Annotated in this window: 27 protein-coding genes, 1 tRNA gene and 1 pseudogene; 12 read left to right on the top strand and 17 right to left on the bottom strand. The window is 68.8% G+C overall.

Going from position 1 to position 23,534, the window contains the following annotated elements:
• A partial coding sequence (gene prs, locus Q0326_RS11685; RefSeq protein ID WP_298690478.1) for a ribose-phosphate diphosphokinase occupies positions 1-533 on the top strand: 533 nt, incomplete at its 5' end.
• A gap of 162 nt (positions 534-695) precedes the next feature.
• Here the strand turns inward: prs and Q0326_RS11680 are convergent.
• Positions 696-1,127, bottom strand: a complete 432-nt coding sequence (locus Q0326_RS11680) for a VOC family protein (RefSeq protein WP_298690475.1) — start codon at positions 1,125-1,127, stop codon at positions 696-698.
• A gap of 65 nt (positions 1,128-1,192) precedes the next feature.
• Between Q0326_RS11680 and Q0326_RS11675 the strand changes: the two genes are divergently transcribed.
• On the top strand, positions 1,193-1,963 hold the full coding sequence (locus Q0326_RS11675; protein WP_298690472.1) for an inositol monophosphatase family protein: 771 nt from the start codon (positions 1,193-1,195) through the stop codon (positions 1,961-1,963).
• Positions 1,964-2,109: 146 nt separating this feature from the next.
• Here the strand turns inward: Q0326_RS11675 and Q0326_RS11670 are convergent, their stop codons facing one another.
• A complete protein-coding gene (locus tag Q0326_RS11670; protein ID WP_298690469.1) occupies positions 2,110-2,592 on the bottom strand; it encodes a peptidylprolyl isomerase in 483 nt (160 codons plus the stop codon).
• Positions 2,593-2,931: 339 nt separating this feature from the next.
• On the opposite strand from Q0326_RS11670, the gene mgtE reads away from it, so the two are divergent.
• Together mgtE and Q0326_RS11660 are read left to right on the top strand one after the other, a co-directional pair.
• On the top strand, positions 2,932-4,344 hold the full coding sequence (gene mgtE, locus Q0326_RS11665) for a magnesium transporter (protein ID WP_298690465.1): 1,413 nt from the start codon (positions 2,932-2,934) through the stop codon (positions 4,342-4,344).
• Positions 4,345-4,399: 55 nt separating this feature from the next.
• Entirely contained in the window at positions 4,400-4,795 is a 396-nt protein-coding gene (locus Q0326_RS11660; protein WP_298690462.1) for a DUF1489 domain-containing protein, read from the top strand.
• A 122-nt stretch (positions 4,796-4,917) separates the two neighbouring features.
• On the opposite strand, the gene Q0326_RS11655 is transcribed toward Q0326_RS11660, so the two are convergent.
• The 6 genes from Q0326_RS11655 to Q0326_RS11630 all read right to left on the bottom strand — a co-directional run bounded on the left by Q0326_RS11655 (position 4,918) and on the right by Q0326_RS11630 (position 10,240).
• Positions 4,918-5,718: a DUF72 domain-containing protein gene (locus tag Q0326_RS11655; RefSeq protein WP_298690459.1), complete on the bottom strand. Its 801-nt coding sequence runs from the start codon at positions 5,716-5,718 to the stop codon at positions 4,918-4,920.
• Positions 5,715-6,449, bottom strand: coding sequence for an AAA family ATPase (locus tag Q0326_RS11650; RefSeq protein ID WP_298690457.1), 735 nt, complete (start codon positions 6,447-6,449; stop codon positions 5,715-5,717). The genes Q0326_RS11655 and Q0326_RS11650 overlap by 4 nt, the downstream gene beginning before the upstream one ends.
• Positions 6,450-6,850: 401 nt before the next feature.
• The gene (locus Q0326_RS11645) at positions 6,851-7,105 is read right to left on the bottom strand and encodes a hypothetical protein (protein WP_298690453.1); all 255 of its coding nucleotides are present in this window, start codon (positions 7,103-7,105) and stop codon (positions 6,851-6,853) included.
• A 147-nt stretch (positions 7,106-7,252) separates the two neighbouring features.
• On the bottom strand, positions 7,253-7,711 hold the full coding sequence (locus Q0326_RS11640) for a hypothetical protein (RefSeq protein ID WP_298690449.1): 459 nt from the start codon (positions 7,709-7,711) through the stop codon (positions 7,253-7,255).
• 89 nt (positions 7,712-7,800) lie between these two features.
• Complete coding sequence (locus Q0326_RS11635; protein ID WP_298690446.1) at positions 7,801-9,249, bottom strand: mechanosensitive ion channel family protein; 1,449 nt, start codon at positions 9,247-9,249, stop codon at positions 7,801-7,803.
• 25 nt (positions 9,250-9,274) lie between these two features.
• A complete protein-coding gene (locus Q0326_RS11630) occupies positions 9,275-10,240 on the bottom strand; it encodes a L,D-transpeptidase family protein (RefSeq protein ID WP_298690484.1) in 966 nt (321 codons plus the stop codon).
• A 268-nt stretch (positions 10,241-10,508) separates the two neighbouring features.
• On the opposite strand from Q0326_RS11630, the gene Q0326_RS11625 reads away from it, so the two are divergent.
• Positions 10,509-10,694, top strand: coding sequence for a hypothetical protein (locus Q0326_RS11625; RefSeq protein WP_298690443.1), 186 nt, complete (start codon positions 10,509-10,511; stop codon positions 10,692-10,694).
• A 4-nt stretch (positions 10,695-10,698) separates the two neighbouring features.
• Here Q0326_RS11625 and Q0326_RS11620 read toward each other — a convergent pair whose 3' ends face one another.
• From Q0326_RS11620 to infA, 6 genes are all read right to left on the bottom strand, one after another.
• Positions 10,699-11,031 carry a PilZ domain-containing protein gene (locus Q0326_RS11620; protein ID WP_298690440.1) on the bottom strand — a complete coding sequence of 111 codons (333 nt, stop codon included), beginning with the start codon at positions 11,029-11,031 and terminating at the stop codon, positions 10,699-10,701.
• A 143-nt stretch (positions 11,032-11,174) separates the two neighbouring features.
• Positions 11,175-11,250: transfer RNA gene (locus tag Q0326_RS11615), tRNA-Phe, on the bottom strand.
• A 79-nt stretch (positions 11,251-11,329) separates the two neighbouring features.
• Positions 11,330-11,512 carry a DNA gyrase inhibitor YacG gene (gene yacG / locus Q0326_RS11610; protein WP_298690437.1) on the bottom strand — a complete coding sequence of 61 codons (183 nt, stop codon included), beginning with the start codon at positions 11,510-11,512 and terminating at the stop codon, positions 11,330-11,332.
• A complete protein-coding gene (locus Q0326_RS11605; RefSeq protein ID WP_298690434.1) occupies positions 11,499-12,461 on the bottom strand; it encodes a ribonuclease in 963 nt (320 codons plus the stop codon). The genes yacG and Q0326_RS11605 overlap by 14 nt, the downstream gene beginning before the upstream one ends.
• Complete coding sequence (locus tag Q0326_RS11600) at positions 12,454-13,020, bottom strand: Maf family nucleotide pyrophosphatase (RefSeq protein WP_298690431.1); 567 nt, start codon at positions 13,018-13,020, stop codon at positions 12,454-12,456. Before Q0326_RS11600 ends, Q0326_RS11605 begins: the two co-directional genes overlap by 8 nt.
• 35 nt (positions 13,021-13,055) lie before the next feature.
• Positions 13,056-13,274 carry a translation initiation factor IF-1 gene (infA, locus tag Q0326_RS11595; protein ID WP_298690428.1) on the bottom strand — a complete coding sequence of 73 codons (219 nt, stop codon included), beginning with the start codon at positions 13,272-13,274 and terminating at the stop codon, positions 13,056-13,058.
• 148 nt (positions 13,275-13,422) lie between these two features.
• Between infA and Q0326_RS11590 the strand changes: the two genes are divergently transcribed.
• The 7 genes and pseudogenes from Q0326_RS11590 (at position 13,423) to Q0326_RS11560 (ending at position 19,932) form a co-directional block, all read left to right on the top strand.
• Entirely contained in the window at positions 13,423-13,851 is a 429-nt protein-coding gene (locus Q0326_RS11590; RefSeq protein ID WP_298690425.1) for an Rrf2 family transcriptional regulator, read from the top strand.
• 222 nt (positions 13,852-14,073) lie between these two features.
• Positions 14,074-15,096, top strand: a complete 1,023-nt coding sequence (locus Q0326_RS11585; RefSeq protein WP_298690421.1) for a sulfate ABC transporter substrate-binding protein — start codon at positions 14,074-14,076, stop codon at positions 15,094-15,096.
• Between the two features lie 84 nt (positions 15,097-15,180).
• The gene (locus Q0326_RS11580; protein WP_298690418.1) at positions 15,181-16,680 is read left to right on the top strand and encodes a porin; all 1,500 of its coding nucleotides are present in this window, start codon (positions 15,181-15,183) and stop codon (positions 16,678-16,680) included.
• 74 nt (positions 16,681-16,754) lie between these two features.
• Positions 16,755-17,561 (top strand): sulfate ABC transporter permease subunit CysT, encoded by an 807-nt coding sequence (cysT, locus tag Q0326_RS11575; RefSeq protein WP_298690481.1) that lies wholly within the window; start codon positions 16,755-16,757, stop codon positions 17,559-17,561.
• Positions 17,543-18,394, top strand: a complete 852-nt coding sequence (cysW, locus tag Q0326_RS11570; RefSeq protein WP_363304030.1) for a sulfate ABC transporter permease subunit CysW — start codon at positions 17,543-17,545, stop codon at positions 18,392-18,394. Before cysT ends, cysW begins: the two co-directional genes overlap by 19 nt.
• 39 nt (positions 18,395-18,433) lie before the next feature.
• Positions 18,434-19,144, top strand: a pseudogene (locus Q0326_RS11565) (ATP-binding cassette domain-containing protein); the annotation flags it as partial.
• A gap of 197 nt (positions 19,145-19,341) precedes the next feature.
• The gene (locus Q0326_RS11560; RefSeq protein WP_298690409.1) at positions 19,342-19,932 is read left to right on the top strand and encodes a phosphatase PAP2 family protein; all 591 of its coding nucleotides are present in this window, start codon (positions 19,342-19,344) and stop codon (positions 19,930-19,932) included.
• Here Q0326_RS11560 and maiA read toward each other — a convergent pair.
• The 3 genes from maiA to Q0326_RS11545 all read right to left on the bottom strand — a co-directional run.
• Complete coding sequence (gene maiA / locus Q0326_RS11555) at positions 19,905-20,543, bottom strand: maleylacetoacetate isomerase (RefSeq protein WP_298690406.1); 639 nt, start codon at positions 20,541-20,543, stop codon at positions 19,905-19,907. The genes Q0326_RS11560 and maiA overlap by 28 nt on opposite strands.
• Before the next feature lie 160 nt (positions 20,544-20,703).
• The gene (locus tag Q0326_RS11550; protein WP_298690403.1) at positions 20,704-22,824 is read right to left on the bottom strand and encodes a sodium-translocating pyrophosphatase; all 2,121 of its coding nucleotides are present in this window, start codon (positions 22,822-22,824) and stop codon (positions 20,704-20,706) included.
• A gap of 282 nt (positions 22,825-23,106) precedes the next feature.
• Positions 23,107-23,534, bottom strand: a 428-nt coding sequence (locus Q0326_RS11545; RefSeq protein WP_298690400.1) for an AIR synthase-related protein, incomplete at its 5' end; no start/stop codon positions are given.

Below are 23,534 nucleotides of genomic sequence, written 5' to 3'. Positions count from 1 at the left end.
TCGATATCCCGACCGACAATCTCTATGCCGCGCCGGTGATCTCGGCGGACATCCAGGCACGTTTCTCGGGGCGCAATCTGATGGTGGTGTCGCCCGACGTCGGCGGTGTCGTGCGGGCACGCGCGCTCTCCAAGCGACTCGACAATGCGCCGCTGGCGATCGTCGACAAGCGCCGCGAGCGGCCCGGCGAGTCGGAGGTGATGAACATCATCGGCGATCCCGCCGGGCGCTTCTGCATCCTCGTCGACGACATCGTCGATTCGGCAGGCACGCTGTGCAACGCCGCGGCCGCGCTGCGCGAGGCGGGGGCGGAGGACGTCGTCGCCTATGTCAGCCACGGCGTGCTGTCGGGTGGTGCCGTCGCGCGCGTCGAGGGTTCGGTGCTGAGCGAGCTGGTCGTGACCGATTCGATCATGGCGCCGCCGGCGGTGGCGGACGCGGTCAAGGTCCGCCAGCTGACGATCGCGCCGCTGCTGGCCGAAGCGATCAAGCGGATCGCCGACGAAAGCTCGGTATCGTCGCTGTTCGATTGATGCGCTGTCGGCGCGGCGCCTAATTAGCCGGCCGTCCGCCATTTCTTCGTCGTCATCCCGAACGTGATCCGCGATCCATAATCGCGGCGCCACACGGTCACGCGTGGCGCCTATGGATGCCCGCCTTCGCGGGGAGGACGGAAAGACTCGATGGGCTCGAGTCTACGCATCCACCGGCGGCGCGTACGGATCATAGCTCCCGAAGCTCCAGACATGCCCCTCGGGATCGCGCGCGTCGTAGCCGCGGCCGGGATAGCCCTCATTGTCGTGCGGCGGCACGAGGATTTCGGCGCCGGCGGCGACCGCGATCGCATGATGCGCGTCGGGATCGGCGACCACGGCATAGACGCACATTGTGATCCCCTCGGCCTCGGCGGGAGTCATCCAGCCGTAGAGATTGTCGGTGGCGTCGTCGCGGACCGAGCCGAGCATGATCATATTGCCGTCGAGCAGCAGCTGCGCGTGGTGGATGATCTGCTGGTCCTCCTCATCGGTATAGACGGCGTGCGGCACGAAGCCGAACGCGTCGCACAGGAACAGGATCGCGGCGGGCGCATCCTCGTAGCGCAGGCAGGGGATCAGGGCGTGGCGCATCGCTTGGGTCTCCTCGAGTGGATCGACTCTACCGCGACGGCGCCGGGCCCGCTACGGCTGGCGGCATGACCGACGACGATATCCGCCTCGCCCAGCGCCTCGCCGATGCCGCGGGTGACGCAATCCGCCCCTATTTCCGCGCGCGCTTCGACCTCGAGCGCAAGGCGGACGCCTCGCCCGTCACCGCGGCCGATCGCGCCGCCGAAAGCGCGATGCGCGCGATCCTCGAGATCGAGCGGCCGCAGGACGGCATCGTCGGCGAGGAATATGGGGTGTCGCGCGAGGGCGCCGAGCGGGTCTGGGTGCTCGATCCGATCGACGGGACGCGCAGCTTCGTCGCCGGCCGTGCGATCTTCGGCACGCTGGTCGCGCTGGTCGAGGCGGGGCGGCCCGTGCTCGGCGTGATCGACCAGCCGGTGCAGCGCGAGCGCTGGATCGGCGCGGCCGGGCGCCCGACGACGCTCAACGATGCAGCGGTGACGACGCGCGGCTGTGCGGTGCTCGGCGACGCGATCCTCGCCACCACCGGCCCCGGCTACTTCAAGCCCGACGAGATGGCGGCCTATGATCGGTGCCTCGCGCCGGCGCGCGATTCGATCTGGGGCGGGGACTGCTACAATTACGGGCTGCTGTCGCTCGGCCAGCTCGACGCGGTGATCGAGGCGGGGCTGAAGCTTTATGATTTCGCGGCGCTGGTGCCGGTGGTCGAGGGCGCGGGCGGCATGATGCGCGACTGGCAGGGGCGTCCGCTTGATGCCGACAGCAAGGGCCAGGTCGTCGCGGTCGGCGATGCACGGCTGATGGCGCCGATATTGGCGCTGCTCGGCTCGGGGTAGGGTCTGCCTACCCCGTCCTACCCGCGAAGGCGGGCATCCATAAGTGCTGCGCCTGAAGAGCAAGCGCCGCGTCGATGGATCCCGGATCGAGTCCGGGACGACGGGGAAGAGACAGGGTCGGCACCGTCCGGCACCGACCCAAAAGATCAGGCGTCGGCCTTGAGCGTGGCCTTGGCGATCTTGCCGGGGCTGCGCGGCGGCTCGCCCTTGGGCAGCGCATCGACATGCTCCATGCCTTCGATCACTTCACCCCAGACGGTGTACTGATTGTCGAGGAAGCGGGCGTCGTCGAAGCAGATGAAGAACTGGCTGTTCGCCGAATTGGGCTGCGACGAGCGCGCCATCGAGCAGATTCCGCGGACATGCGGCTCCTTGCTGAACTCGGCCTTGAGGTCGGGCTTGGTCGAGCCGCCCATGCCGGTGCCCTTGGGATCGCCGCCCTGCGCCATGAAGCCCGGGATGACGCGGTGGAAGATCACGCCGTCGTAAAAGCCTTCGCCGACCAGCTCCTTGATCCGCGCGACATGGCCGGGGGCCAGATCGGGGCGCAGCTTGATGACGACGTCGCCGCCTTTGCCCTCGCCCGCGTCGAGCGTGAGGACGAGCGTGTTGCCGATATCGTCTGCCATGTGCATGTCTCCTTTTTTGAGTTGGCGCCGGCTCTAGGCCGCACGGTCGAGCATCGCCAGCCCCTATTCGGCGGCGATAGGATGGTAGCGGCGATGGGGCGCGGCCTGATCCGGCGGGATGCCGACCAGCATCAATTCGCCCGTCCTGCGGGGCGGGGCGACCCGGTCGTGTCCGACGGGATCGGCGACGGCGTGCGCACGCAGAGGCAATCGGGTGCGTCCATTGCCATGATCTAATGCGCGTCCCGCCTGATGGAAGGGGCAGGGCGTGCATTCGGCGGCTGACAGGCCCGCTTTGCGCGCCTAAGGGCGGTCGCGACGCAGATATGGAGGCGGCAGATGAGCGACACCGACCTCGAGGCCCCCATCGAGACCGACGCGATCGTCGCCGAGCCGAGCCACGACAAGGACAATCGTCTGAATCGTGACTTCATCGACGCGGTCGTCGACTATGTCGAGGCGGGCGACGACGAAGCCGCGCGCGCGCTGGTCCGCCCGCTCCATCCCGCCGACGTCGCCGATCTGTTCGAGCTGGCGCCCGGCGACATGCGCGGGCCGCTCGCCGCCGCGCTTGCCGAACTGCTCGACGGCGACGTGCTTGCCGAGATGAACGACTGGGTGCGCGACGCCGCAATGCGTGCGCTCGATCCCGGCCAGGTCGCGACGCTGGCGACAGAACTCGATACCGACGATGCGGTCGCGATCATCGAGGACATGGACGAGGACGATCGCCGCGCGGTGCTGCGCGCACTCGATCCCGACGACCGCGCCGCGATCGAGGAGGCGCTCAGCTACCCCGAGGAATCCGCCGGCCGCCTGATGCAGCGCGACCTGATCGCGGTGCCCGAACATTGGCGCGTCGGCGACGTGCTCGACTATCTGCGTCGCAACGAGGACCTCACCACCGATTTCTGGGAAATCTACGTCTGCGACGCCGCGCACCATCCGATCGGCACCTGCAAGCTGAGCTGGATCCTGCGCACCCCCTCCGACGTCGCGATCGCCGACGTCATGCAGCGTGAGCAGACGCTGATCCCGGTCGACATGGACCAGGAGGAGGTCGCGCTCCGCTTCCAGAAATATGCGCTGATCTCGGCGGCGGTGATCGACCAGTCCGGCCGCCTGGTCGGCATGATCACCGTCGACGACGTCGTCCACATCATCCAGGAAGAGGCCGGCGAGGACATTCTCGCGCTGTCGGGCGCGGGCGATGGCGACATCAACGAGCCGATCCGCTTCACCGTGCGCACACGCCTCGTCTGGCTGGTGATCAACCTTGGCACTGCGATGATCGCTGCCGCGGTCGTCGGCCTGTTCGACGACGAGATCGCGCGTTACGCGGTGCTCGCCGCGCTGATGGGCATCGTCTCGGGCATGGGGGGCAATGCCGGCACGCAGACGCTCGCGGTGGTGGTGCGCGCGCTCGCCACCAACCAGCTGACCTCGTCCAATTCGCTGCGGATGATCCGGCGCGAATTCTACATTGCCGCCGCCAACGGGATCTTGCTCGGGCTGCTGATCGGCCTGGGGACCTGGATGCTCTACGGGCGCAGCGACCTTGCCCTCGTGTTCGGCGCGGCGATCCTGATCAACAATCTGATGGCGGGGCTGTCCGGCGTGCTGATCCCGATCGGCCTCGACAAGGCCAAGATCGATCCGGCGGTGTCCTCCGCCGTGTTCGTCACGATGTGCACCGACTGCATGGGGTTCTTCAGCTTCTTGGGGCTGGCGACGCTGTTCCGCCTGCACTGACTTGCAGCGGCCCGGCGCGGCGCCCATCTGGGCCGCGATGGTGGCGTTGCTCAACATGACCAAGGTGGCTGTCGGCTGCGCCGAGCTCGACACGCTGCGCGTCCGGCTCGAGTCGCGCGCGGAAGGCGGCGAGACGCACATCGTCACGCGCTTCCGGCCCAAGCGCGAGGCGGAGCTGATCGGCGGCTCGCTCTACTGGATCATCAAGCACCGGCTGGTCGCGCGGCAGGAGATTTTGGGGTTCGCCGACGATCCCGACGGCAAGCGCTGTCGCGTGCTGTTGTCCGCCGCGCTGCTGCCGGTCCGCGCCCACCCCAAGCGCGCGCACCAGGGTTGGCGCTATCTTGCCGGGCCCGACGCGCCGGTCGATCTCGGCGGCGAGGAGTCAGATGGGATCGATGCGCTGCCGGGTGCGATGGTCGCGGAATTGTCGGCGCTGGCGCTGATCTAAGGGCGGCGCCGTTATTCGGCATCGCCAATCTCCGTTCAGCCTGAGCGCAGTCGAGTCCACGCGATGCCGTGGCTGCACTTCGACTGCGCTCAGTGCGAACGGGACCTATTTGGCTCGCTAATCTAACCGCCAAGTCGCTCGATCGTCGCCATCGCGGCGTGCGGGGCGCGGACCTTGGCGCCGTTGATGTAAAACATGAACACGTCACGCGGCGTTGCCGTGGGCACGTCGTCGGGCGCGGCGAGCGCGAAGGCGTCGGGCGTCGCGCCCTTCGCCCAGTCGCGCGCGACACCCACCCAGCGATCGACGGCGTCCAACGCATAGCCGAGCGGCTCGTCCTCCTGCGCATTCATCAGCCGGGCATAGGAAATCGGGCCGCTGGCGTCGCCGATCGCGGGATGGTCAGGTGAATCGGTGTGGACGATCGACACGCCCGCCTTGCGGCACAGCGCGACGAACGCGGGATCGACGAAACTCTCGTGACGCACATCGACGACGTGGCGCAGCGCCAGCCCGTCCTGCTTGGCGGGGAGCAGCGCGAGGAAGCCGCCGAAATCCTCCGCGTCGAATTTTTTGGTCGGCATGAACTGCCACAGGATCGGGCCGAGCTTGTCGCCAAGCTCGACAATGCCCTGCGACAGGAATTTCTCGATCGAGGCGCCGCCTTCCGCCAGAATCTTGCGGTTGGTGCAGTAGCGCGACGCCTTGAGGCTGAAGACGAAACCGTCGGGCACCGCCTTGGCCCAGGCCGCGAAGGTCTTGGGCTTTTGGCTGCCATAATAGGTGCCGTTGACCTCGATCGCGGTCAGCTTGGAGGCCGCATAGTCGAGCTCGCGCGCCTGCGGCCATTTGTCGGGATAGAAGGTCCTGCGCCACGGCTCGTAGGTCCAGCCGCCGATGCCGACCCGAATCCTGCCCGTCATGCCTTGTCCCCCGCGAGCCGCCGCTCGATCATCGTCCAGAGTTGCGTCACCGCGGCCGTCACCGGCGAGCGCGGCGCATAGTCGCCGATCGCGGCGTGGCGATCGGCCATCTCCTCGGCGGCGCTCGCCATCGGGATCACCGGCCAGTCGGGTTCGGCGGCGGTCGCCGCGCAATGCGCGGTGCGCCGCCGGTCGGCCATGCTGAACACCGGCAGGATCGGCGTCGCGCCCTTGTGCTGGCGGCCGAGATGGTCGCGCACCTCCGCATAGGTGCGGCGCGACAGCGTCGAGGGGATCACCGGCATCACGATCAGGTCGGCGGCGCGGATCACCTGGTCGCCGGTGTCGCCGAGCCCGGGCGGGCAGTCGAGCAGGATGCGGTCGTAGCGCTTGGCGAGATCGTCCATCAGCCGCCGCAGCCGCTTCTTCTTGTCGAGTTGCGCGAACAGCACGTCGAGCCCGCGGATCGAGGCGTCGGCCCCCAGCAGGTCGAGGCCAGGTATCGCCGTCGCGACGATGGCGTCGCCGGGATCGAGCGACCGCTCGATCACCTCCCGCGCCGACGCCTTCGGCCGGCCGGCGCCAAGAATGAAGGTCGCGGCGGCCTGCGCGTCGAGATCCCACAGCAGCGTCCGCCGGTTCGACCGCGTCGCCGCCGCCCAGGCGAGGTTGACCGACAGCGTCGTCTTGCCGACACCGCCCTTGGCGCTGTAGATCGCGATGCTGCTCATCGCCTCGTCATAGCGTGGATGGGGGCGCCGCGGATAGGCTCGGCGCGGGGCCGTCGCCGCTCAGAGCCTCGTCGCTGCGTGCAAGGAGATTTTCGATGCGTGTCACCGTTCCCGCGACTGCAGTGGCGGTGCTGATCCTCTCGCCCGGCGTCGGGGCCGCGCCGCTATGCCGCGACACAAAGGGACTGTTCACCCCCTGTATTGGCACGGCGGCAAGGACGGCGAGCGCACGGCGAAACGGCGGCGAGCCGGCTGGGGTACGGGGCCGTGCCGACGCGGAAGACTCGACTGCGCCGGCCCGCACGGCATCGGCGCGGCCCGCAAGACCAGCGGTGTTCGGCCGCGGCCGCCTATGTCGCGACACGAAGGGCCTGTTCAAACCCTGCTGAGCGGCGCCCGGATCAGAGCGCGATCAGGCCGGCCTGCGGCGCGCGACCGGTCAGCCCGCCCGGGATGATCTGGATCGAGATGTCGAGCTTGCCGTCGCAGTGGATCGACACCCATTTCGCCCAGCCGCGATCCCCGCTCGAAAAGGTCCGTCCGAGATCGTCGGCAAGCGTCAGCGCATAACCGAGCGCGGCGGCGCGATCGTCGAAGCGGTCGGGCCGCTCGACGGGCGGACCGTCGGGATAGACGATGGTGATCAGGAAGGTCATGGCGCAGGCTCCGTCACCGTCCTGCATACCCGCTTGCGGTGGTCGTTCGGGTTTGGCCGGGAAGGTGAATCAAGGGCTAGACCAAAAGCAACAGGTTCGGGAAGCAGCTTCCTATCTCGCAGATGCAGCGCAAAGCACGGACCGCCCTCAGGAATATTCGTCGGACACATCATATTTGAGACCCTGCAGCCGGGTCACCGCCTGGCCGTCGCCGACCGATGCCGCGATCAGCCGGATCCAGCGACGGCCGCCGCCGAGCGGGTGGATTTCGGCATCGAGCGTGAAGCCCCGACGATGCCTGATCGCATGCGCGCGCAGCCGTTCCATCGCGGCGCGCGACTGTTCTGCATAGAGCGCGACCGTCGCGGCGCGCGCCGCGGGCACATCGCGCGGCAGGCCGAACAGCGCGTAGACCTCGGTCGACCAGGACAAACGGTTGTCGGCGAGATCGCACGCCCACGTCCCGACCCCGAGGCTCGGGTCGATCGGCCCGGTGGTGGGCGCGCCCGTCTCGTCAGCCAGGGCGACGCGCCCTAGGTCGAAGTGCAGGCCGCGTTCGAAGATCGGCCAGCTGTGGCTGAGTTGCAGGGGTTCGACGAACGTCAATGCGGGGGGCCGGTGAGCATGCCACCGCTCTAGGGCCAGGGTCTTAAGGCTTGATTGTCGGAACAGCCGTCGGCCCCGGTCGATCGTGCTCAGCCCTCGCTATGGTGGCCCGCGCCAAATCGCAGAAAGCTCCGCACCCGCGCGAGCAGTGATCCCGACGCATCGAGCGGCTGGCAGGATCGCGCGGCCGCGTCGCGGTCGAGCAGCGCCAATCCGCGCTGGACCGAACGCTCGAGTGCGGCGCTGACGTTGCGGTCCGCATCGAGCAGCGCCTGGAGCGCGGTCTTGGGCAATTCGAGCACCTCGCCCGCGGTGACCGCGGTCAACGACGCGGCGCGCGGTTCGCCGGTCATCATGCTGATCTCGCCGATATATTCGCCGGGCCCGATCCGCCCGTGCACCAGCGTCGACCCGTTCTCGCGCTGCTCGCTGATCTCGAAGATACCCGCACGGACGACGAAGATCGCGGCGCCGACGCTGCCCTGCGCGAAGATCGCCGCACCCGGATCGACCCGGCGATCGACCAAGCTCGCAGCAAGCGGTGCGATCTGCTCGGGGGTCAGCGATTCGAACAGGATCAGCCCGGCGAGCAGGTCGGCGGGCACGGGTTTGTGCCCGTCCGGGATGCCGGCATAGTGGAACAGGCGACGGATTTCGCGCAGCAACTGGCTCTTCGCCGGGGTCAGCGCCGCGGTCGTCGCCACATAATAATTGACTCCGATCGTTGTCGTACGCGTGCCGACATGCTTGAGGACGACGCTCGGCTGCGGCTGCGCGAGGATGGCGGGGCACAGCAATGCCGCCTGTCCGGCGAGCGCGATCAACGTCTCGGAGCGTGCCGTCGATTGGGTCGGCACCTCGACCGAGGCGGCCCGGCGCTCGGTGGGATTCGATCGGTTGATGATCTGGCTGCGCGCCACGATGCTGTTGGGGATCGTCGCGACGTCCTCACCGTCGGTCTGGATGCGGATCGAGCGCCAGTTGACCTCGACCACCACCCCCTCGGCCTGGTCGGCGATCGTGATCCGGTCGCCGATATGGAAGGGCTGTTCGAGCCCGACCGCGATCCCCGAGAAGACGTCGGCAAGCGTGTTCTGCAGCGCCAGGCCGAGCACGATCGCGATCACGCCGGAGGTGGCGAGCAGGCCCCTGACGGGCAGGTCGAGTACCGTGTTGAGGATGATCAATATGCCGGTCAGGTAGATTGCGCCGGCGAGCAGATCCGAGAACAGCCGCGCCTTGCGCGACTGCACGTCGCGGCCCAGCCCCAGCGTGGTGAGCGTCGCGACGAGGCGGACGGCGACCAGCCACCACACGACCGCGAGCGCGCGGAGCCAGGCCGCGTCGGGCAGCGTCGCCAGTTGCGGCGCGCTTGGCAGCGGCGAGGCGCCGCGCGCCAACAGGCCGCCGCCGATCAGGGCGAGCAGCGCGCATTCGCAGGCCAGTTTCGTCGCGGTCGAGCGCGAGCGCAGGACCACGACCGCAACCAGCGTCAGGATCAGCAGGGTCGCGGGGAGGAAGGCGATCCCGACCGCCATCAGGCGCCCTCGGCCGGCCGGTCGCTCACAGCGTGGGCGACACGGCGTCGAGGATGGTCAGCCGCTCGCCCCGGCCATCGTCGCCGACGCTCGACGCGGTGATCAGGATCGTCGTGCCCGGCCGCAGCGCCGACTGGATGTCGGCATAGAAGGCCCGCGGCAGCTTGAGACGGTTGATCGTCGCCTCGTCGAGCGGCCGGCCGGCCTCCTCGTCATGTCCCGGCAGCCCGACATAGACCCAGCGCGGCGTGCCGTCCGGCCCGGTGGTCAGGTTGATCACGTGCGAGCCGGGATCGTCGTCGTTGATCTGCGCGACGCTCCGCCCGATCTCGGTGCCGTTGCGCAGCACCACGACGCGCTGGTCGGTCTTGGAGACGATGATCGTCAGCGGCCCCGAGGGCGCCTTGTCGGGCGCCCAGACGAAATCGGCATTGTCGAGCCGGTCCTGGGTGGTCGGATTGCCCTTGGCGTCGATCGGCGCGAGCAGGCTCGCGTCGGTGGTGCGGACATGGTTCACCGCATCGCCGGCGATCACCACGGTGCCGCCGAGCGCGGTGATCCCGAACAGCGCCTGCGAGAAGCCATAGGGCAGGTGGACGCAGCCATGGCTTTCGGGAAAGCCCGGCAGGCCGCCGGCATGCAGCGCCACCCCGTCCCAGGTCAGTCGCTCCTGAAACGGCATCGGGGCGGCATGATAGAGGCTCGAATGGTGGGTCGCGTCCTTCTGCAGGATGGTGAACACGCCGGTCGGCGTCTCATGCCCGGCCTTGCCCGACGAGACCGTGCTCACCGCGATCCGGACGCCGTTGCGATAGACCGTCGCGCGCTGGCGGGAGAGATCGACATAGATCAGGATCGGACCAGATGGCGCGATGCTCGCCGCCCAGACCCATTCGCCGGGCTTCAAGCCATTGGCGACGCGCGCCAGCTCGGGCGGCGAGCTCACGGTGGCGCCTTGGCCATAGGCTGCGCTCGACAGGCCGGCGATCATCATGGGGGCCAGCCAGGGAAACATTCTGCGCGCCAGGCCGTGCGTCATATCGCCCCCTTATCATGCGTCGAAGACCGCGCCGGGCCGGACGGGGGCATCGCTGCCTTCTTCCGTCCGATCAGGGCGGGATGATCGACGAAGTTGCGCATGGCATCAAGGGCCACGTCCCGATCCGCATCGCGCGACGATCCGACATGCGCCGGGGCGGCGCGAAGCGCGTGGATCCTGAACCACGGTAAGAGCGTCTAGTGTCTGGAGGAGGACGACGATGGGCGTCGAATGGGAATCGCCGCGGAATGACCTTGCGGGCTCGAGCAAGGCCTTCGGCCGGCAGCTTCGCGAGACCTATGGCGGAGCGTTCGCCGGGCTCGACAACCGCATGATCGATCTGCTGGAGCTGTTGTTTCAGATCCCCAGTGTCACCGGGGCCGCGACCGACAGCGACGCCGCCTGAGGCCTCAGGCCTGGGTCAGCGCGACCAGCTGGGCCAGCACGGAGGGATGCAGCGGCGCGGCGAACTGGCATCCCGCGATCCGCTGCCGGTTCCACATCACCCGCGCCATCTGCGGCGCCAGCGTGCCCATCTTGAGCCAGACCACGCTGTCGACCGGCAGGCGGTCGAGCGCTTCGACACGGAAGCCCGACGCCGACAGATCGGTGATCACGCCGCGGATCGCGCTCGACCCGGAGCGCCGGATCCCGGCATCGACATGCGTGTCGAAGCGCTCGCTGTTGCGAAGGTCGCTGATCGATACCTCTAATTCCGCCTCGGCGCCCATTATCCACCTCATCGAGCTTTGCCCGCCATCCTAGCGGCAGATGGCTAATCGCGAGTTAAGGGCAGCGGGACGTCCGCGTCACAGGCGCGGCATCGCGGGGCCCGCCGGCGGGATGCCGCGCGATCGCTGGCGGCGGTCATAGAGACAGGGGGAAATGGTGCCCGGGGACGGAGTCGAACCGCCGACACCGTGATTTTCAGTCACGTGCTCTACCAGCTGAGCTACCCGGGCACGCCACGTTTTCACGAGGCGAGGCGCGCCTATAGAGGCCCGACGCCGCCGCTGTCCAGCCCCCGTCTGACCGTCGGGCTCAGTCTTCGTCCTCCGCGCTCTCGGCGGGGCGTGCGGGGATGCGATAGCCTTCGCCCAGCCACTGGAGCAGATCGCGGTCGCGGCAGCCCTGGCTGCAAAACGGCGTGTGGGCGGGCATCGCGGGCTTGCCGCAGACGGCGCAATTGCTGCCGCGGCGGCGGATTGGTTCAGGGTCCGGCATGACCCGCGGATATGGCGAGCGCGGGATCGGGCCGCAAGGCGATCGCGCCGCCGACCCGCCGGGCCAGCGCATCGATCCAGTCTGGCCGCGCGTCGAGCCGGGCGATCACCGCGGGGGCGGCGGCAAGGCAGCGCGGCCCATGCCCCCGTGTCGCGATCCGCAGCAGCGCGAGCGCCGCGGTCAGCGCCGGGTCGGCGCGCACCAATTCTGGCAGCGAGGCGCGGGGGCGGGGGCGCACGATCTGGACGAAGCCGAAGCCGTTGACCGCGGTGCGCTCGAAGGGTTGCGGCAGCATGTCGTCGATCGCGGCCGCCGCCGCCGCACGTTCCGCTTTCGAGGCGAGCGTCGGCAGGTCGATGCCGATCGAGCCCCCGATCGCCAGCCGGCGGGTCGCAAGCGCCGCGGCGCGCGCGCCGGCGATGGCGAGGTCGGCGGGGGGCAGCGCGCCGTCGACGTCGAACAGCGTCATCGCCGGGGTCGGGGAGAGGCGGAGGTGACCGCCTGTGAAATCGATCTCGCCGGTCGCCGCCTGCTCGATCAGCTCGGACCAGCCGGCCGCCTCGAGCGGGTCAGCGTCATGCGGCGCGATGCGGCGGGCGTCGGCGAATCGCTCGGCCAGAGTGGGGCCGGGGCGGGGCGCGCCGGCGTCGCTGGCCCGGGCGCGCGCCGGCTTGAGCCGGCCCGGTTCGGGGATCGCTTCGCGGACGATCTCGACCAGCAGGCTGCGGCCCTGCGACAATCCGGCGGGAACCGCCTCGAGAATCGCATCGCCCAGCGCCGTCGCGAGCCAGGCGCCGCGGCCGACGCGCTCGCCGAGCTTGGCGCCGACGATCGCGCCGACGCGCAGCCGGTCGCCCAGCCGGTCGACCGCGGCCTCGAGGATCTGGCCGTCGGCGAGGAGCCCGGCGCGGTGCTCGCCGATCCCCTCGTCGAGCCACCACTCAGCCACGACGCCAGCCGGCCGCCTCGAGCAACGTGCGCGTCTCGTACAAAGGCAGCCCCATCACCCCCGAATGGCTGCCGGTGAGGCTGCGCACCAGGCTTTCGGCAAAGCCCTGGATCGCATAGCCGCCCGCCTTGCCCTGCCATTCGCCGCTGGCGAGATAGGCGTCGAGCTCCGGCAGCGAGAGACGCTTGAACGCGATCAGGCTGGTCGAGGCGCGATGCCGGGCGCGGCCGTCGCCGTCGATCAGCGTGATCGCCGAATGGACCCGGTGGCGGCGACCGGAAAGCAGCGTCAGGCACGCGCGCGCGGTATCGACATCCTCCGCCTTGGGCAGGATGCGCCGGCCGACCGCAACGACGGTGTCGGCGCCGAGTACCAGCGCGCCGGGATGGCGTGCGGCGACCAGAGCGGCCTTGGTGGCGGCGAGCCGGCGTGCGTGCGGCAGCGGCTCCTCAGCCTTGAGCGGGGTCTCGTCGCACGCCGCGGGGTCGATCGCGTCGGGCACGATGCCGAGCCGCGCGAGCAGATCGAGCCGGCGCGGGCTGGCGGACGCGAGGATCAAGCGTGGCGCACCGGTCGCCCGGCTGTCGCCGACCGTCACTTGAAGCGGTAGGTGATGCGGCCCTTGGTGAGGTCGTAGGGCGTCATCTCGACGAGCACCTCGTCGCCGACCAGCACGCGGATACGGTTCTTGCGCATCTTGCCCGCGGTGTGGCCGAGCACCTCATGGTCGTTTTCGAGGCGGACGCGGAACATGGCGTTGGGCAGAAGCTCCATCACCTGGCCGCGCATCTCGAGAAGCTCTTCCTTCGCCATCAATCCTCTAGGTCTGCCAATGTCCCGAAATAATCTGCGCGCCCATAGCCGCTGGCGCCGGATAAGGGAAGCGTTGCGGAAATCCGGCCGATGCGCGCGAAAACGCGTGATTGCCGAGCGGGCCGCTGGGGATTAGGGCGGAACCGACATGCTCGCTCAGAAGACCCGTTACGCGTTGCGCGCGCTGCTGTATCTCGCGGAGGCCGAGCCGGGTCGTTCGGTGCAGGTCGCCGATATCGCCGCGACCCAGCAGGTGCCGCGCAAATATCTCGAGCTGATCCTGCTCGATCTCAAGAAGGCCGGGTTCGTCGGCAGCCGGCGGGGGCCGGGCGGCGGCTATACGCTTGCCAAGCCGGCGGCGGACATCAGCTTCGCCGAGGTGATCCGTGCGGTCGACGGGCCAATCGCGCTGGTACCCTGCGCCAGCCTCAATTTCTACGCGCGCTGTGGGGACTGTCATGACGAGGCGAGCTGCGCGATCCGGCGGGTGATGGCCAAGGTCCGCCACGATGCCGTCGAGACGCTGGCGGGCACGTCGCTTGCGGACGCGGCGGCATTCGAGACGCTGGCGGCCTGATCTCCCTCTCCCCGTCGGGGAGAGGGTCGGGGTGAGGGGAAGCTCGGCGCAGCCGAGCGTCCCGCCCCGAGGTCGGCCACTCTCACCCAACCCTCTCCCGCGAGCGAGAGGGTTGTAGCGCCACCCGGCAAAGCTGCGCTTCACCCCCGCGAAACAAAAGCGCTATTCCCCACCTCAGCGCTCGGCAATAGCGTCCTGCCGTCAACAGGGAGGATTGGGTCCATGCGTCGTTTCGTTCTTGCCGGTCTCGCGGCGACCTTGATGGTCGGCCCGATCGCGCTCGAGGCCGCCCGCGCGGCACCCGCGCCGGTCGAGCTGCTCAACGTCTCCTACGATCCGACGCGCGAACTCTACCGCGACATCAACGACAGCTTCGCCGCGTCGTGGAAGGCCAAGACGGGGCAGGACGTCACCATCCGCCAGAGCCACGGCGGATCGGGCGCGCAGGCGCGCTCGGTGATCGAGGGGTCGCCCGCCGATGTCGTCACGCTGGCGCTGGCCTATGATATCGATTCGCTGGCCGACAAGGCCAAGCTGCTGCCCGCCACTTGGCAGAGCCGGCTGCCGCACAATTCGACGCCCTATTATTCGACGATCGTGTTCCTGGTCCGCAAGGGCAACCCCAAGGGCCTCCACGACTGGGGCGACCTGATCAAGCCGGGCGTCCAGGTGATCACCGCCAATCCCAAGACCTCGGGCGGCGCGCGCTGGAACTATCTCGCGGCCTGGGGCTATGCCAACAAGGCCTATCATGGCGATCCGGCCAAGGTCCGCGATTACATGACCAAGCTGCTGCGGAACGTTCCCGTGCTCGATTCGGGCTCGCGCGGCGCGACCACCACCTTCGTCCAGCGCGGCCAGGGCGACGTGCTGCTCGCCTGGGAGAATGAGGCGTTCCTCGCGGTCAACGAGCTTGGCAAGGGCCAGTTCGACGTCGTCGTGCCGTCGGTCTCGATCCGCGCCGAGCCGCCGGTGGCCGTCGTCGACGCCAATGTCGACCGCAAGGGCACGCGCGCGGTGGCGACCGCCTATCTCCAATATCTCTACACCCGCCCGGCGCAGCAGATCATCGCCAAAAATTATTACCGCCCGATCGATCCGGTGGTGGTGAAGCAATATGCCGACAAATTCCCGCGCCTGCAGCTGTTCACCATCCAGAATTTCGGCGGCTGGACCAAGGCGCAGGCGGCGCACTTTGCCGACGGCGCATCCTTCGATCAGATTTTTGCTGCAGCCAAACATTAGAACGCCATATAGGGCCGAATATAGCGAGGCGTGACCGGAGCACCGGCGCGTCTTGCTAGGGGTTTCATATCAAGGGGGATATTCATGCGCCTAGCGCTTCTCGGCGGGGTCTCGCTCGCCATTCTCGCCACCACGCCGGCACTGGCCGAGCAGCCTGTCTCCAACGCCGCGATCGTGGCGCGGCTGAACGCGCTCGAGGCCAAGGTCGACTCGCTCGAGGCGCGCAACGCCGATCTCGAGCATCAGCTCGCCGCGCAGAAGGCGGCGGTCAGCACCGCGCCGCAATTCGCGCCGCAGGCGACCGGCGTCGCGGCGCAATCCGCTTATCCGCCGGCACGCGCCGCCTCCTCGGGCGGCGCCGACACCGCGCGCGTCGTCGCGGTCGGCGGCCCGCCGGTGACCTGGACGATCGTCCCGCAGTTCAACTCGCCCGATGGCAATTTCACCTTCAAGCCGCGCGGCATCCTCGACCTCGACTATGCCGGCTTCGACGAGAAGAAGGGCGGCTACGACTATAACAACGGCACCCAGGCACGCCGCGGCCGGTTCGGCTTCGATGGCACGCTGTACAAGCAGTTCGCGTGGCGGCTGGAGGCCGAATATGTCGGCGGCACGGTCAGCCTGCTCGACGCCTATGTCGCCTATACCGGCAAGAAGAATTTCACGCTCACGCTCGGCCAGCTCAAGATCCCGGCGGGGCTTGAGGCGAACAGCTCGGACTCGTTCAACGAATTTCTCGAGCGTGGCATGGCCAACACCGCCTTCGGGCAGGTCGGCGGCGAGCGCCGCGTCGGCGTGACCTTTGCCTATGCCAACCCGCTGATCACCGCGACCGCGGGCATCTATGGCGCGGGCGAAGCGGTCGCGCGCAACACGACGACGCCCGACGAGGTATGGGGCTATAATGGCCGCGTCACGATCGAGCCGATCAACCAGCCCGGCCGCCTGATCCATCTCGGCGCCTCGGGCTACCGCGTGAAGGACCTCGCCGCCAACAGCGTGACGCTCGCCGACCGGCCCAATGTCCGCGTCGACAACGGCTTCCTCGAATCGATCGCGATAAACAGCACCAACCCCGCCAACGGCGCGCAGACCGGCGTCAAGGACGCGGTGTTCTACGGGCTCGAGGGCGCGGGGATCCTGGGGCCGGTCTCGGTGCAGGGCGAATATAGCCATATGCACCTCGATCGTTTCGCGGCCGCGCCGTCGCTCAATTTCGACGGCTATTATGTGTTCGGATCCTTCTTCGTCACCGGCGAATCGCGCAGCTTCAAGGGCGGCGTGATCGATCGGCTGCGGCCGCTCCGGCCGTTCGATCCGGGCAAGGGCAATTGGGGCGCGATCGAGCTTGCCGGCCGCTACGACCGGATCAACCTGACCGATCATGCGCTTTCGCCGCTCGATCATGACGGCCATGCCTGGACAGCCGCGCTGAACTGGTATCTCACCGGCAATGTGAAGGTGCTGTTCAACTATATCCGCTTCGAGGGCGCCAATTCGCCGCTGGTCTCGACCCCGGTCTCGGTGTTCGGCACCACCGCCAAGGGCGACGCGTTCGCGACGCGCGTCCATCTCGACTTCTGATGGCGACGGCGTCGGCTCTTCCAGCGCCCGGTGGGGCGGGCCGACGCAAGCCGATCTTCCGGCGCCGCGTGGCGATGCCGGGGCTCGGCCTCACGCTCGGCGTGACGTTGCTGTGGCTCGGCCTGCTCGTGCTGTTGCCGATCGCGGCGGTGATCGTGCGCTCGCTCGGGCTGGGCCCCGCGCATTTCGCCGAGGTCGCGCTCTCGGCACGGGCGCTCGCCGCCTATCGGCTGAGCTTCGGCGCGGCGCTGGCGGCCGCGGCGATCAACGGCGTGTTCGGGCTGCTGATCGCCTGGGTGCTGGTGCGCTACGACTTTCCCGGCAAGCGGCTGGCGGGCGCGCTGGTCGACCTGCCCTTCGCGCTGCCGACCGCGGTCGCGGGCATCGCGCTCACCGCGATCTACGCCAATACCGGCATCGTCGGCGGACCGTTGGGAAAGATCGGGATCACGCTGGCCTATAATCCGGCCGGCGTCGTGCTGGCGCTGATCTTCATCGGCCTGCCCTTCGTGGTGCGCACCGTCGAGCCCGTGCTTGCCGATCTCGGCCAGGATATCGAGGAGGCGGCCGCCACGCTGGGCGCGAGCCGGCTGATCGTGTTCCGCCGCGTGCTGCTGCCCGAGATCCTGCCCGCGCTGCTCACCGGCTTCGCGCTGGCCTTCGCCCGCGGCGTCGGCGAATATGGCTCGGTCATCTTCATCGCGGGCAACATGCCGTTCAGATCGGAGATCGCGCCCCTGCTGATCGTGACCCAACTCGAGCAGTTCGATTATGAGGGCGCGACCGCGATCGCCGCGGTGATGCTGGTCGTCTCCTTCGCGATGCTCGCGGTGATCAACCTGATCCAGGCGCGCGAACGCACATGGCGCAACGGCGGATGAAGAGCGCCACCACCGAGGCGCGCGGCATCCGCGCGCTGCTGATCGGGCTCGCGCTGGTCTGGCTGGCGCTGATCATCCTGCTGCCGCTGCTCGCCGTGTTTGCGCAGGCGTTCGACAAGGGCTTCGCCACCTTCTGGGCGGCGATCGTCGAGCCCGATGCGCTCGCGGCGATCCGACTGACGCTGCTCACCGCGATCATCGTCGTGCCGCTCAACTGCGTGTTCGGGATGTGCGCGGCCTGGGCGATTTCCAAGCATGACTTCCGCGGGCGCGACCTGCTGACCACGCTGATCGACCTGCCCTTCTCGGTGTCGCCGGTGGTGGCCGGGCTGATGTTCGTGCTGCTGTTCGGCGCCAATGGCTGGTTCGGGCCGTGGCTGATCGCGCACGGCGTGCGGATCATGTTCGCGGTACCCGCGATCGTCATCGCCACCGCCTTCGTCACCTTTCCCTATGTCGCGCGCGAACTGATCCCGCTGATGAGCGCGCAGGGGAAAGCCGAGGAGGAGGCCGCGCTGACGCTGGGCGCGGGCTTCTTCCAGACCTTCTGGCACGTGACGCTGCCCAATATCCGCTGGGGGCTGCTCTACGGCGTGCTGCTGACCAACGCGCGCGCGATGGGCGAGTTCGGTGCGGTGTCGGTGGTGTCGGGCCATATCCGCGGGCTCACCGACACGATGCCGCTGCACGTCGAGGTGCTGTACAATGAATATAATTTCGTCGGCGCCTTCGCCGTCGCCTCGCTGCTGGCAGCGCTCGCGCTGGTGACGCTGGCGGCCAAGGCGCTGCTCGAATGGCGCCACCGCGACTCGATCGCCGCGAGCGGACACTGAGCGATCGCTTGAGATCGCGACCACAGGTAAACGACACGCATGACCATCACGATCGATCATCTCGTCAAGACCTTCGGGACGGCGTCGGCGCTCAACGGCGTCAGCCTCGAGATCCCGGACAAGTCCTTCGTCGCGCTGCTCGGGCCCTCGGGCTCGGGCAAGACGACGCTGCTGCGCATCATCGCGGGGCTGGAGACCGCCGATTCGGGCTATGTCCTGTTCGGCGGCGAGGACGTCACCGATCGCCCGGTGCAGCGCCGCAACATCGGCTTCGTCTTCCAGCATTATGCGCTGTTCCGCCACATGACGGTGGCGCAGAACATCGCCTTCGGCCTCACCGTGATGAAGCGGCGCGAGCGGCCGAGCAAAGATGCGATCGCCGCGCGGGTCGACGAGCTGCTGGCGCTGGTCCAGCTGCCGGGCCTCGGCGGCCGTTTCCCGTCGCAGCTGTCGGGCGGCCAGCGCCAGCGTGTCGCGCTCGCCCGCGCGCTGGCGCGGGAGCCCGCGATCCTGCTGCTCGACGAACCCTTCGGTGCGCTCGACACCAAGGTGCGGCGCGAGCTGCGCGGCGCCTTGCGCGAGATCCACGACCGGGTCGGGCTGACCTCGATCTTCGTCACGCACGACCGGGAGGAGGCGTTCGCGCTCGCCGACACGGTCGCGATCCTGTCCAACGGTCGCATCGAGCAGTTCGCCGCACCGCGCGAGATCGAGCAGGCGCCGGCCAGCGAGTTCGTGCGCGACTTCGTGATCTGAGCGCATAGCTCACGCGCGGGCCACCGCCGTCATCCCGGCGAAAGCCGGGACCCATGGATGCGGCCCGCTCCCTATCGGCCTTGCCGTGTCTATGGATCCCGGCTTTCGCCGGGACGACGGAAAAGAAACGGTCACCCTTTGTAATCGCTTCGTCACTTGGGTCGCTACCGCCGCCGTGCCAAGCCCGCGCCATGACCGATCGCCGCCTCGCTCTCCCCCTCGCGCTCCTCGGCGTCCTGCTGTTCGCCGCCGGGCTTCTGCTCTGGTGGCAAGCCCCGCTCGATCTTGCGCTCCACCATGCGCTGTGGCTCGGCCACGGCCCGGCCGACAAGCCGATCGTGCGGCTGAGCGCGCTCGGCGGCTTTCTTGTCATGGGCCCGCTCGCGCTGGCGGTGACGTTGCTGCTTCTCCTGCGCGGCGAACGGCGCGAGGCACTGTGGCTGTTCGCGACCATCGCCGTCGGCCGGCTGATCGTGGAAGGCGGCAAGGATCTCGTCCACCGGCCGCGTCCGCCGCTCGCCGACCGGCTCGAACATGTCACCTCGTGGAGCTTCCCGAGCTCGCACAGCGCCGGCACGATGATGACCGGCGTCGCGATCGCGCTGGTGGCGCGCAGCGGGTGGGCGGGGTTGCTGGTGGCGCTGCTCGCCGCCGCGACGATCGGCTGGACCCGCGCCGCGCTGGGTGTCCACTGGCCGAGCGACGTGCTCGCCGGCTGGGGGTTCGGGCTCGCCTGGGTCGGCGTCTGCTGGCGCTACGGCGCGCCGACGCGATCGGGGTGAGCCGCCGCGAACGACGCCAGCGCGGTACAGCGCGCGTCGATCGCAACCAGCTTGGGATAGGAATCGAGCGCCACCGCGTTGCGGCGCGCATTGTAGAGCTGCGGCACCAGGCAGAGATCGGGTAGCCCCGGCGCCTCACCGGCCAGATAGGGCGTGTCGGGCGCCATCGCTTCCATCGCGGCGAGGCCTTCACCCATCCAGTGCTCGGTCCAGCGCGCGCGGCCGTCGTCGTCGACGCTGAGGTCCTGCTTGAGCCGGCGGCCCATCCGCAGGTTGAGCGGCGGATGGATGTCGCACGCGACGATCAGCGCGAGTGCCATCGCATCGGCGCGTGCGAACGGGTCGGCGGGGAGCAGCGGCGGCGCGGGGAAGCGGCGGTCGAGATAGTCGATGATCGCGAGGCTCTGGACGATCCGCCGGCCGTCGATCTCGATCGTCGGGACCAGCCCCTGCGGATTGGTGGCGCGATAGGGCTCGGCCGATTGCTCGGAGGCGAGCAGGTTCACCGGCACCGATGTGTAGGCCAGTCCCTTGATGTTGAGCGCGATCCGCACGCGGTAGGCGGCGGACGAGCGCCAATAGTCATAGAGGCGGATGGTGGGCTGGGTCATGGGATGATGCAGATATCGAACGATCGAACGAACCGAAACTCCGTCATTCCCGCGAAGGCGGGAATCCATAGACGCTGCGCCCGATCTTTGGGCGCCGCGTCTATCGATCCCGGATCACGTCCGGGATGACGGAAGAGGGAAGGTCGCGTAACGATCGCGCCTATCCCCCCGCATGCGCTGCCAGCGCCGCGAGCAGCAGCAGCGCGACGATGTTGGTGATCTTGATCATCGGATTGACCGCGGGCCCGGCGGTATCCTTGTAGGGGTCGCCGACGGTGTCGCCGGTCACCGCGGCCTTGTGCGCCTCGCTGCCCTTGCCGCCATGATTGCCGTCCTCGATATATTTCTTGGCATTGTCCCACGCGCCGCCGCCCGAGGTCATCGAGATCGCGACGAATAGCCCCGAGACGATCACGCCGAGCAGCAGCGCGCCGAGCGACGCGAAGCCGTTCTCCGGCCCCGCGACGAAGCGGATCACGAAGAACACGACCAGCGGCGCCAGCACCGGCAGCAGCGAGGGGATGATCATCTCGCGGATCGCCGCGCGTGTCACCAGATCGACGGTGCGCGCATAATTGGGCCGCGAGGTGCCCGCCATGATGCCGGGATTGTCGCGGAACTGCGCGCGCACCTCCTCGACCACCGCGCCGGCCGCGCGACCCACCGCGGTCATCCCCATCGCGCCGAACAGATAGGGCAGCAGCGCGCCGAGCAGCAGCCCCACGATCACATACGGATTGCCGAGCGTGAAATCGACGGTGAGATCGGGGAAATAGGTCTTCAGGTCCGACGTATAGGCGCCGAACAGCACGAGCGCGGCCAAGGCCGCCGAGCCGATCGCATAGCCCTTGGTGACCGCCTTGGTGGTGTTGCCGACCGCGTCGAGCGCGTCGGTGCGGGTGCGCACGTCATGTTCCAGCCCGGCCATCTCGGCGATGCCGCCGGCATTGTCGGTGACCGGGCCGTAAGCGTCGAGCGCCACCACCATGCCGGCCAGCGCCAGCATCGCGGTCGCGGCGAAGGCGATGCCCAGTAGCCCCGCGAGCTGGAACGCGACCACCACCGCGATCACGATCACCAGCGTCGGCAGCGCGGTCGATTCGAGGCTGATCGCGAGCCCCTGGATGACGTTGGTGCCGTGGCCGGTCTGCGAGGCGAAGGCGATCGAGCGCACCGGGCGATAGTTGGTGCCGGTATAATATTCGGTGATCCACACCAGCGCGCCGGTCACCGCGAGGCCCGTGATCATGCACCAGAACAGTTTCATGCCGTCGACCGCGACGCCGCCGGCGGTGGTGGCGATCGTCGCGTGCATGTCGCCCAGCACCCACATCGTCGCGGGATAGAAGGCGATCGCGGAGAGGATCGCGGCGGTCCAGAAACCCTTGTAGAGCGCGCCCATGATCGAGCCCGATCCCAGCCGCACCATGTAGGTACCGATGATCGAGGTGACGATGCAGACGCCGCCGATCAGCAAAGGCAAGGACATCAGCCGCAAGGTCGCGGCCTGGTCGGTGCCGGCGGCGGCCAGTGCGATCGTCACCATCGTGACGCCGAGGGTGACGACATAGGTCTCGAACAGATCGGCGGCCATGCCCGCGCAGTCGCCGACATTGTCGCCGACATTGTCCGCGATCACCGCGGGGTTGCGGGGATCGTCCTCGGGAATGCCCGCCTCGACCTTGCCGACCAGATCGGCGCCGACGTCGGCGGCCTTGGTGAAGATACCGCCGCCGAGCCGCGCGAAGATCGAGATCAGCGAAGCGCCGAAGGAGAGCGCGACGAGCGCGTCGACGACGGTGCGATCGCCGGGGTCGCCCGGGATGTGGTGCGCCGGGCCGACGAGATACCAGAAGAACACGCTGATCGCGAGCAGGCCGAGGCCGGCGACGAGCATGCCCGTGACCGCGCCCGACCGGAACGCCGCGGTGAGCCCGGCCTGCAGACTGAACCGCGCGGCCTCGGCGGTGCGGACGTTGGCGCGGACCGAGATGTTCATCCCGATGAAGCCGGTGATCCCCGAGAGCAGGGCGCCGATGACGAATCCGATCGCCGACACCAGCCCGAGCGCGACAAACACGATCACCGCCATCACCACGCCGACGATCGCGATCGTGCGATATTGCCGTGCGAGATAGGCGCGCGCGCCTTCCTGGATCGCGCCGGCAATCTCGATCATGCGGGGGTTGCCCGGAGAGAGCGCGAGCACCTGGCGCGCAGTGACGAGTCCGTAGAGCACGGCCAGCAGCCCGCAGGCGATGGCGACATAGACGACGACCATAGAACATCCTCCTCAGGATGGGCCCGATCGGATCGTCGCCGCCCCGGTTTCCGGGGTCGACCACGCGGGCCGCGGCCCGAATAGAGACTGCGAATAGAGACTTGGCAAGCCGCGCGATTCGCGGCGCTTATTCCGTCGTGCTGCGCGCAAACGTAATCTGCTCCCCGGCGTAAGCCGGGGCCCAGGCCCCAGGCTTCTGTCAAAGCGCCGCGCCCGCCACCTGCTTCGGGCCTGGGCCCGGCCTGCGCCGGGGAACAGCCTCGCCGGATGGGGGCCTGGCCGCTAGTCGCCATGCTCCCAGCCGAGACTCGCCGGCAGCGCCATCGCGCCGTCGCTATCGACGAGCCTCAGGCCCGTGCCGGCGCTGAACCGGCCGATGCGGACCGCACCGATCCCGAGCGCCGCGATCGCCCCGGCGTCGCCCGGATCGGCGGCGAGGATCAGCGCATAGTCGTCGCCCGCGGTCACCGCCGCCAGCCGCGCGGCCCGATCGTCTCCGGCGAAGGCGGAAAGCGCCGCCGAGCGTGGCACCGCGTCGAGATCGATCGCGACCGCGAGGCCCGAGGCGGTGGCGATCCGGCCGGCATCGATGAGCAGGCCGTCGGAGACGTCGGCCATCGCCCGCGCGAACGGCGCGAGCGCGCGGCCCTGCGCGAGCAGCGGCTGCGGCCGGCGATAGGCGGCGAGCAGTGTCGCGGGGCCGTCTGCGC

Origin of the sequence: uncultured Sphingomonas sp. (genome assembly GCF_937859915.1) — a bacterium.
GTDB lineage: Bacteria > Pseudomonadota > Alphaproteobacteria > Sphingomonadales > Sphingomonadaceae > Solisphingomonas.
The sequence above is the reverse complement of the archived record's forward strand: the minus strand, read 5'-3'. Positions and strand labels throughout refer to the sequence as shown.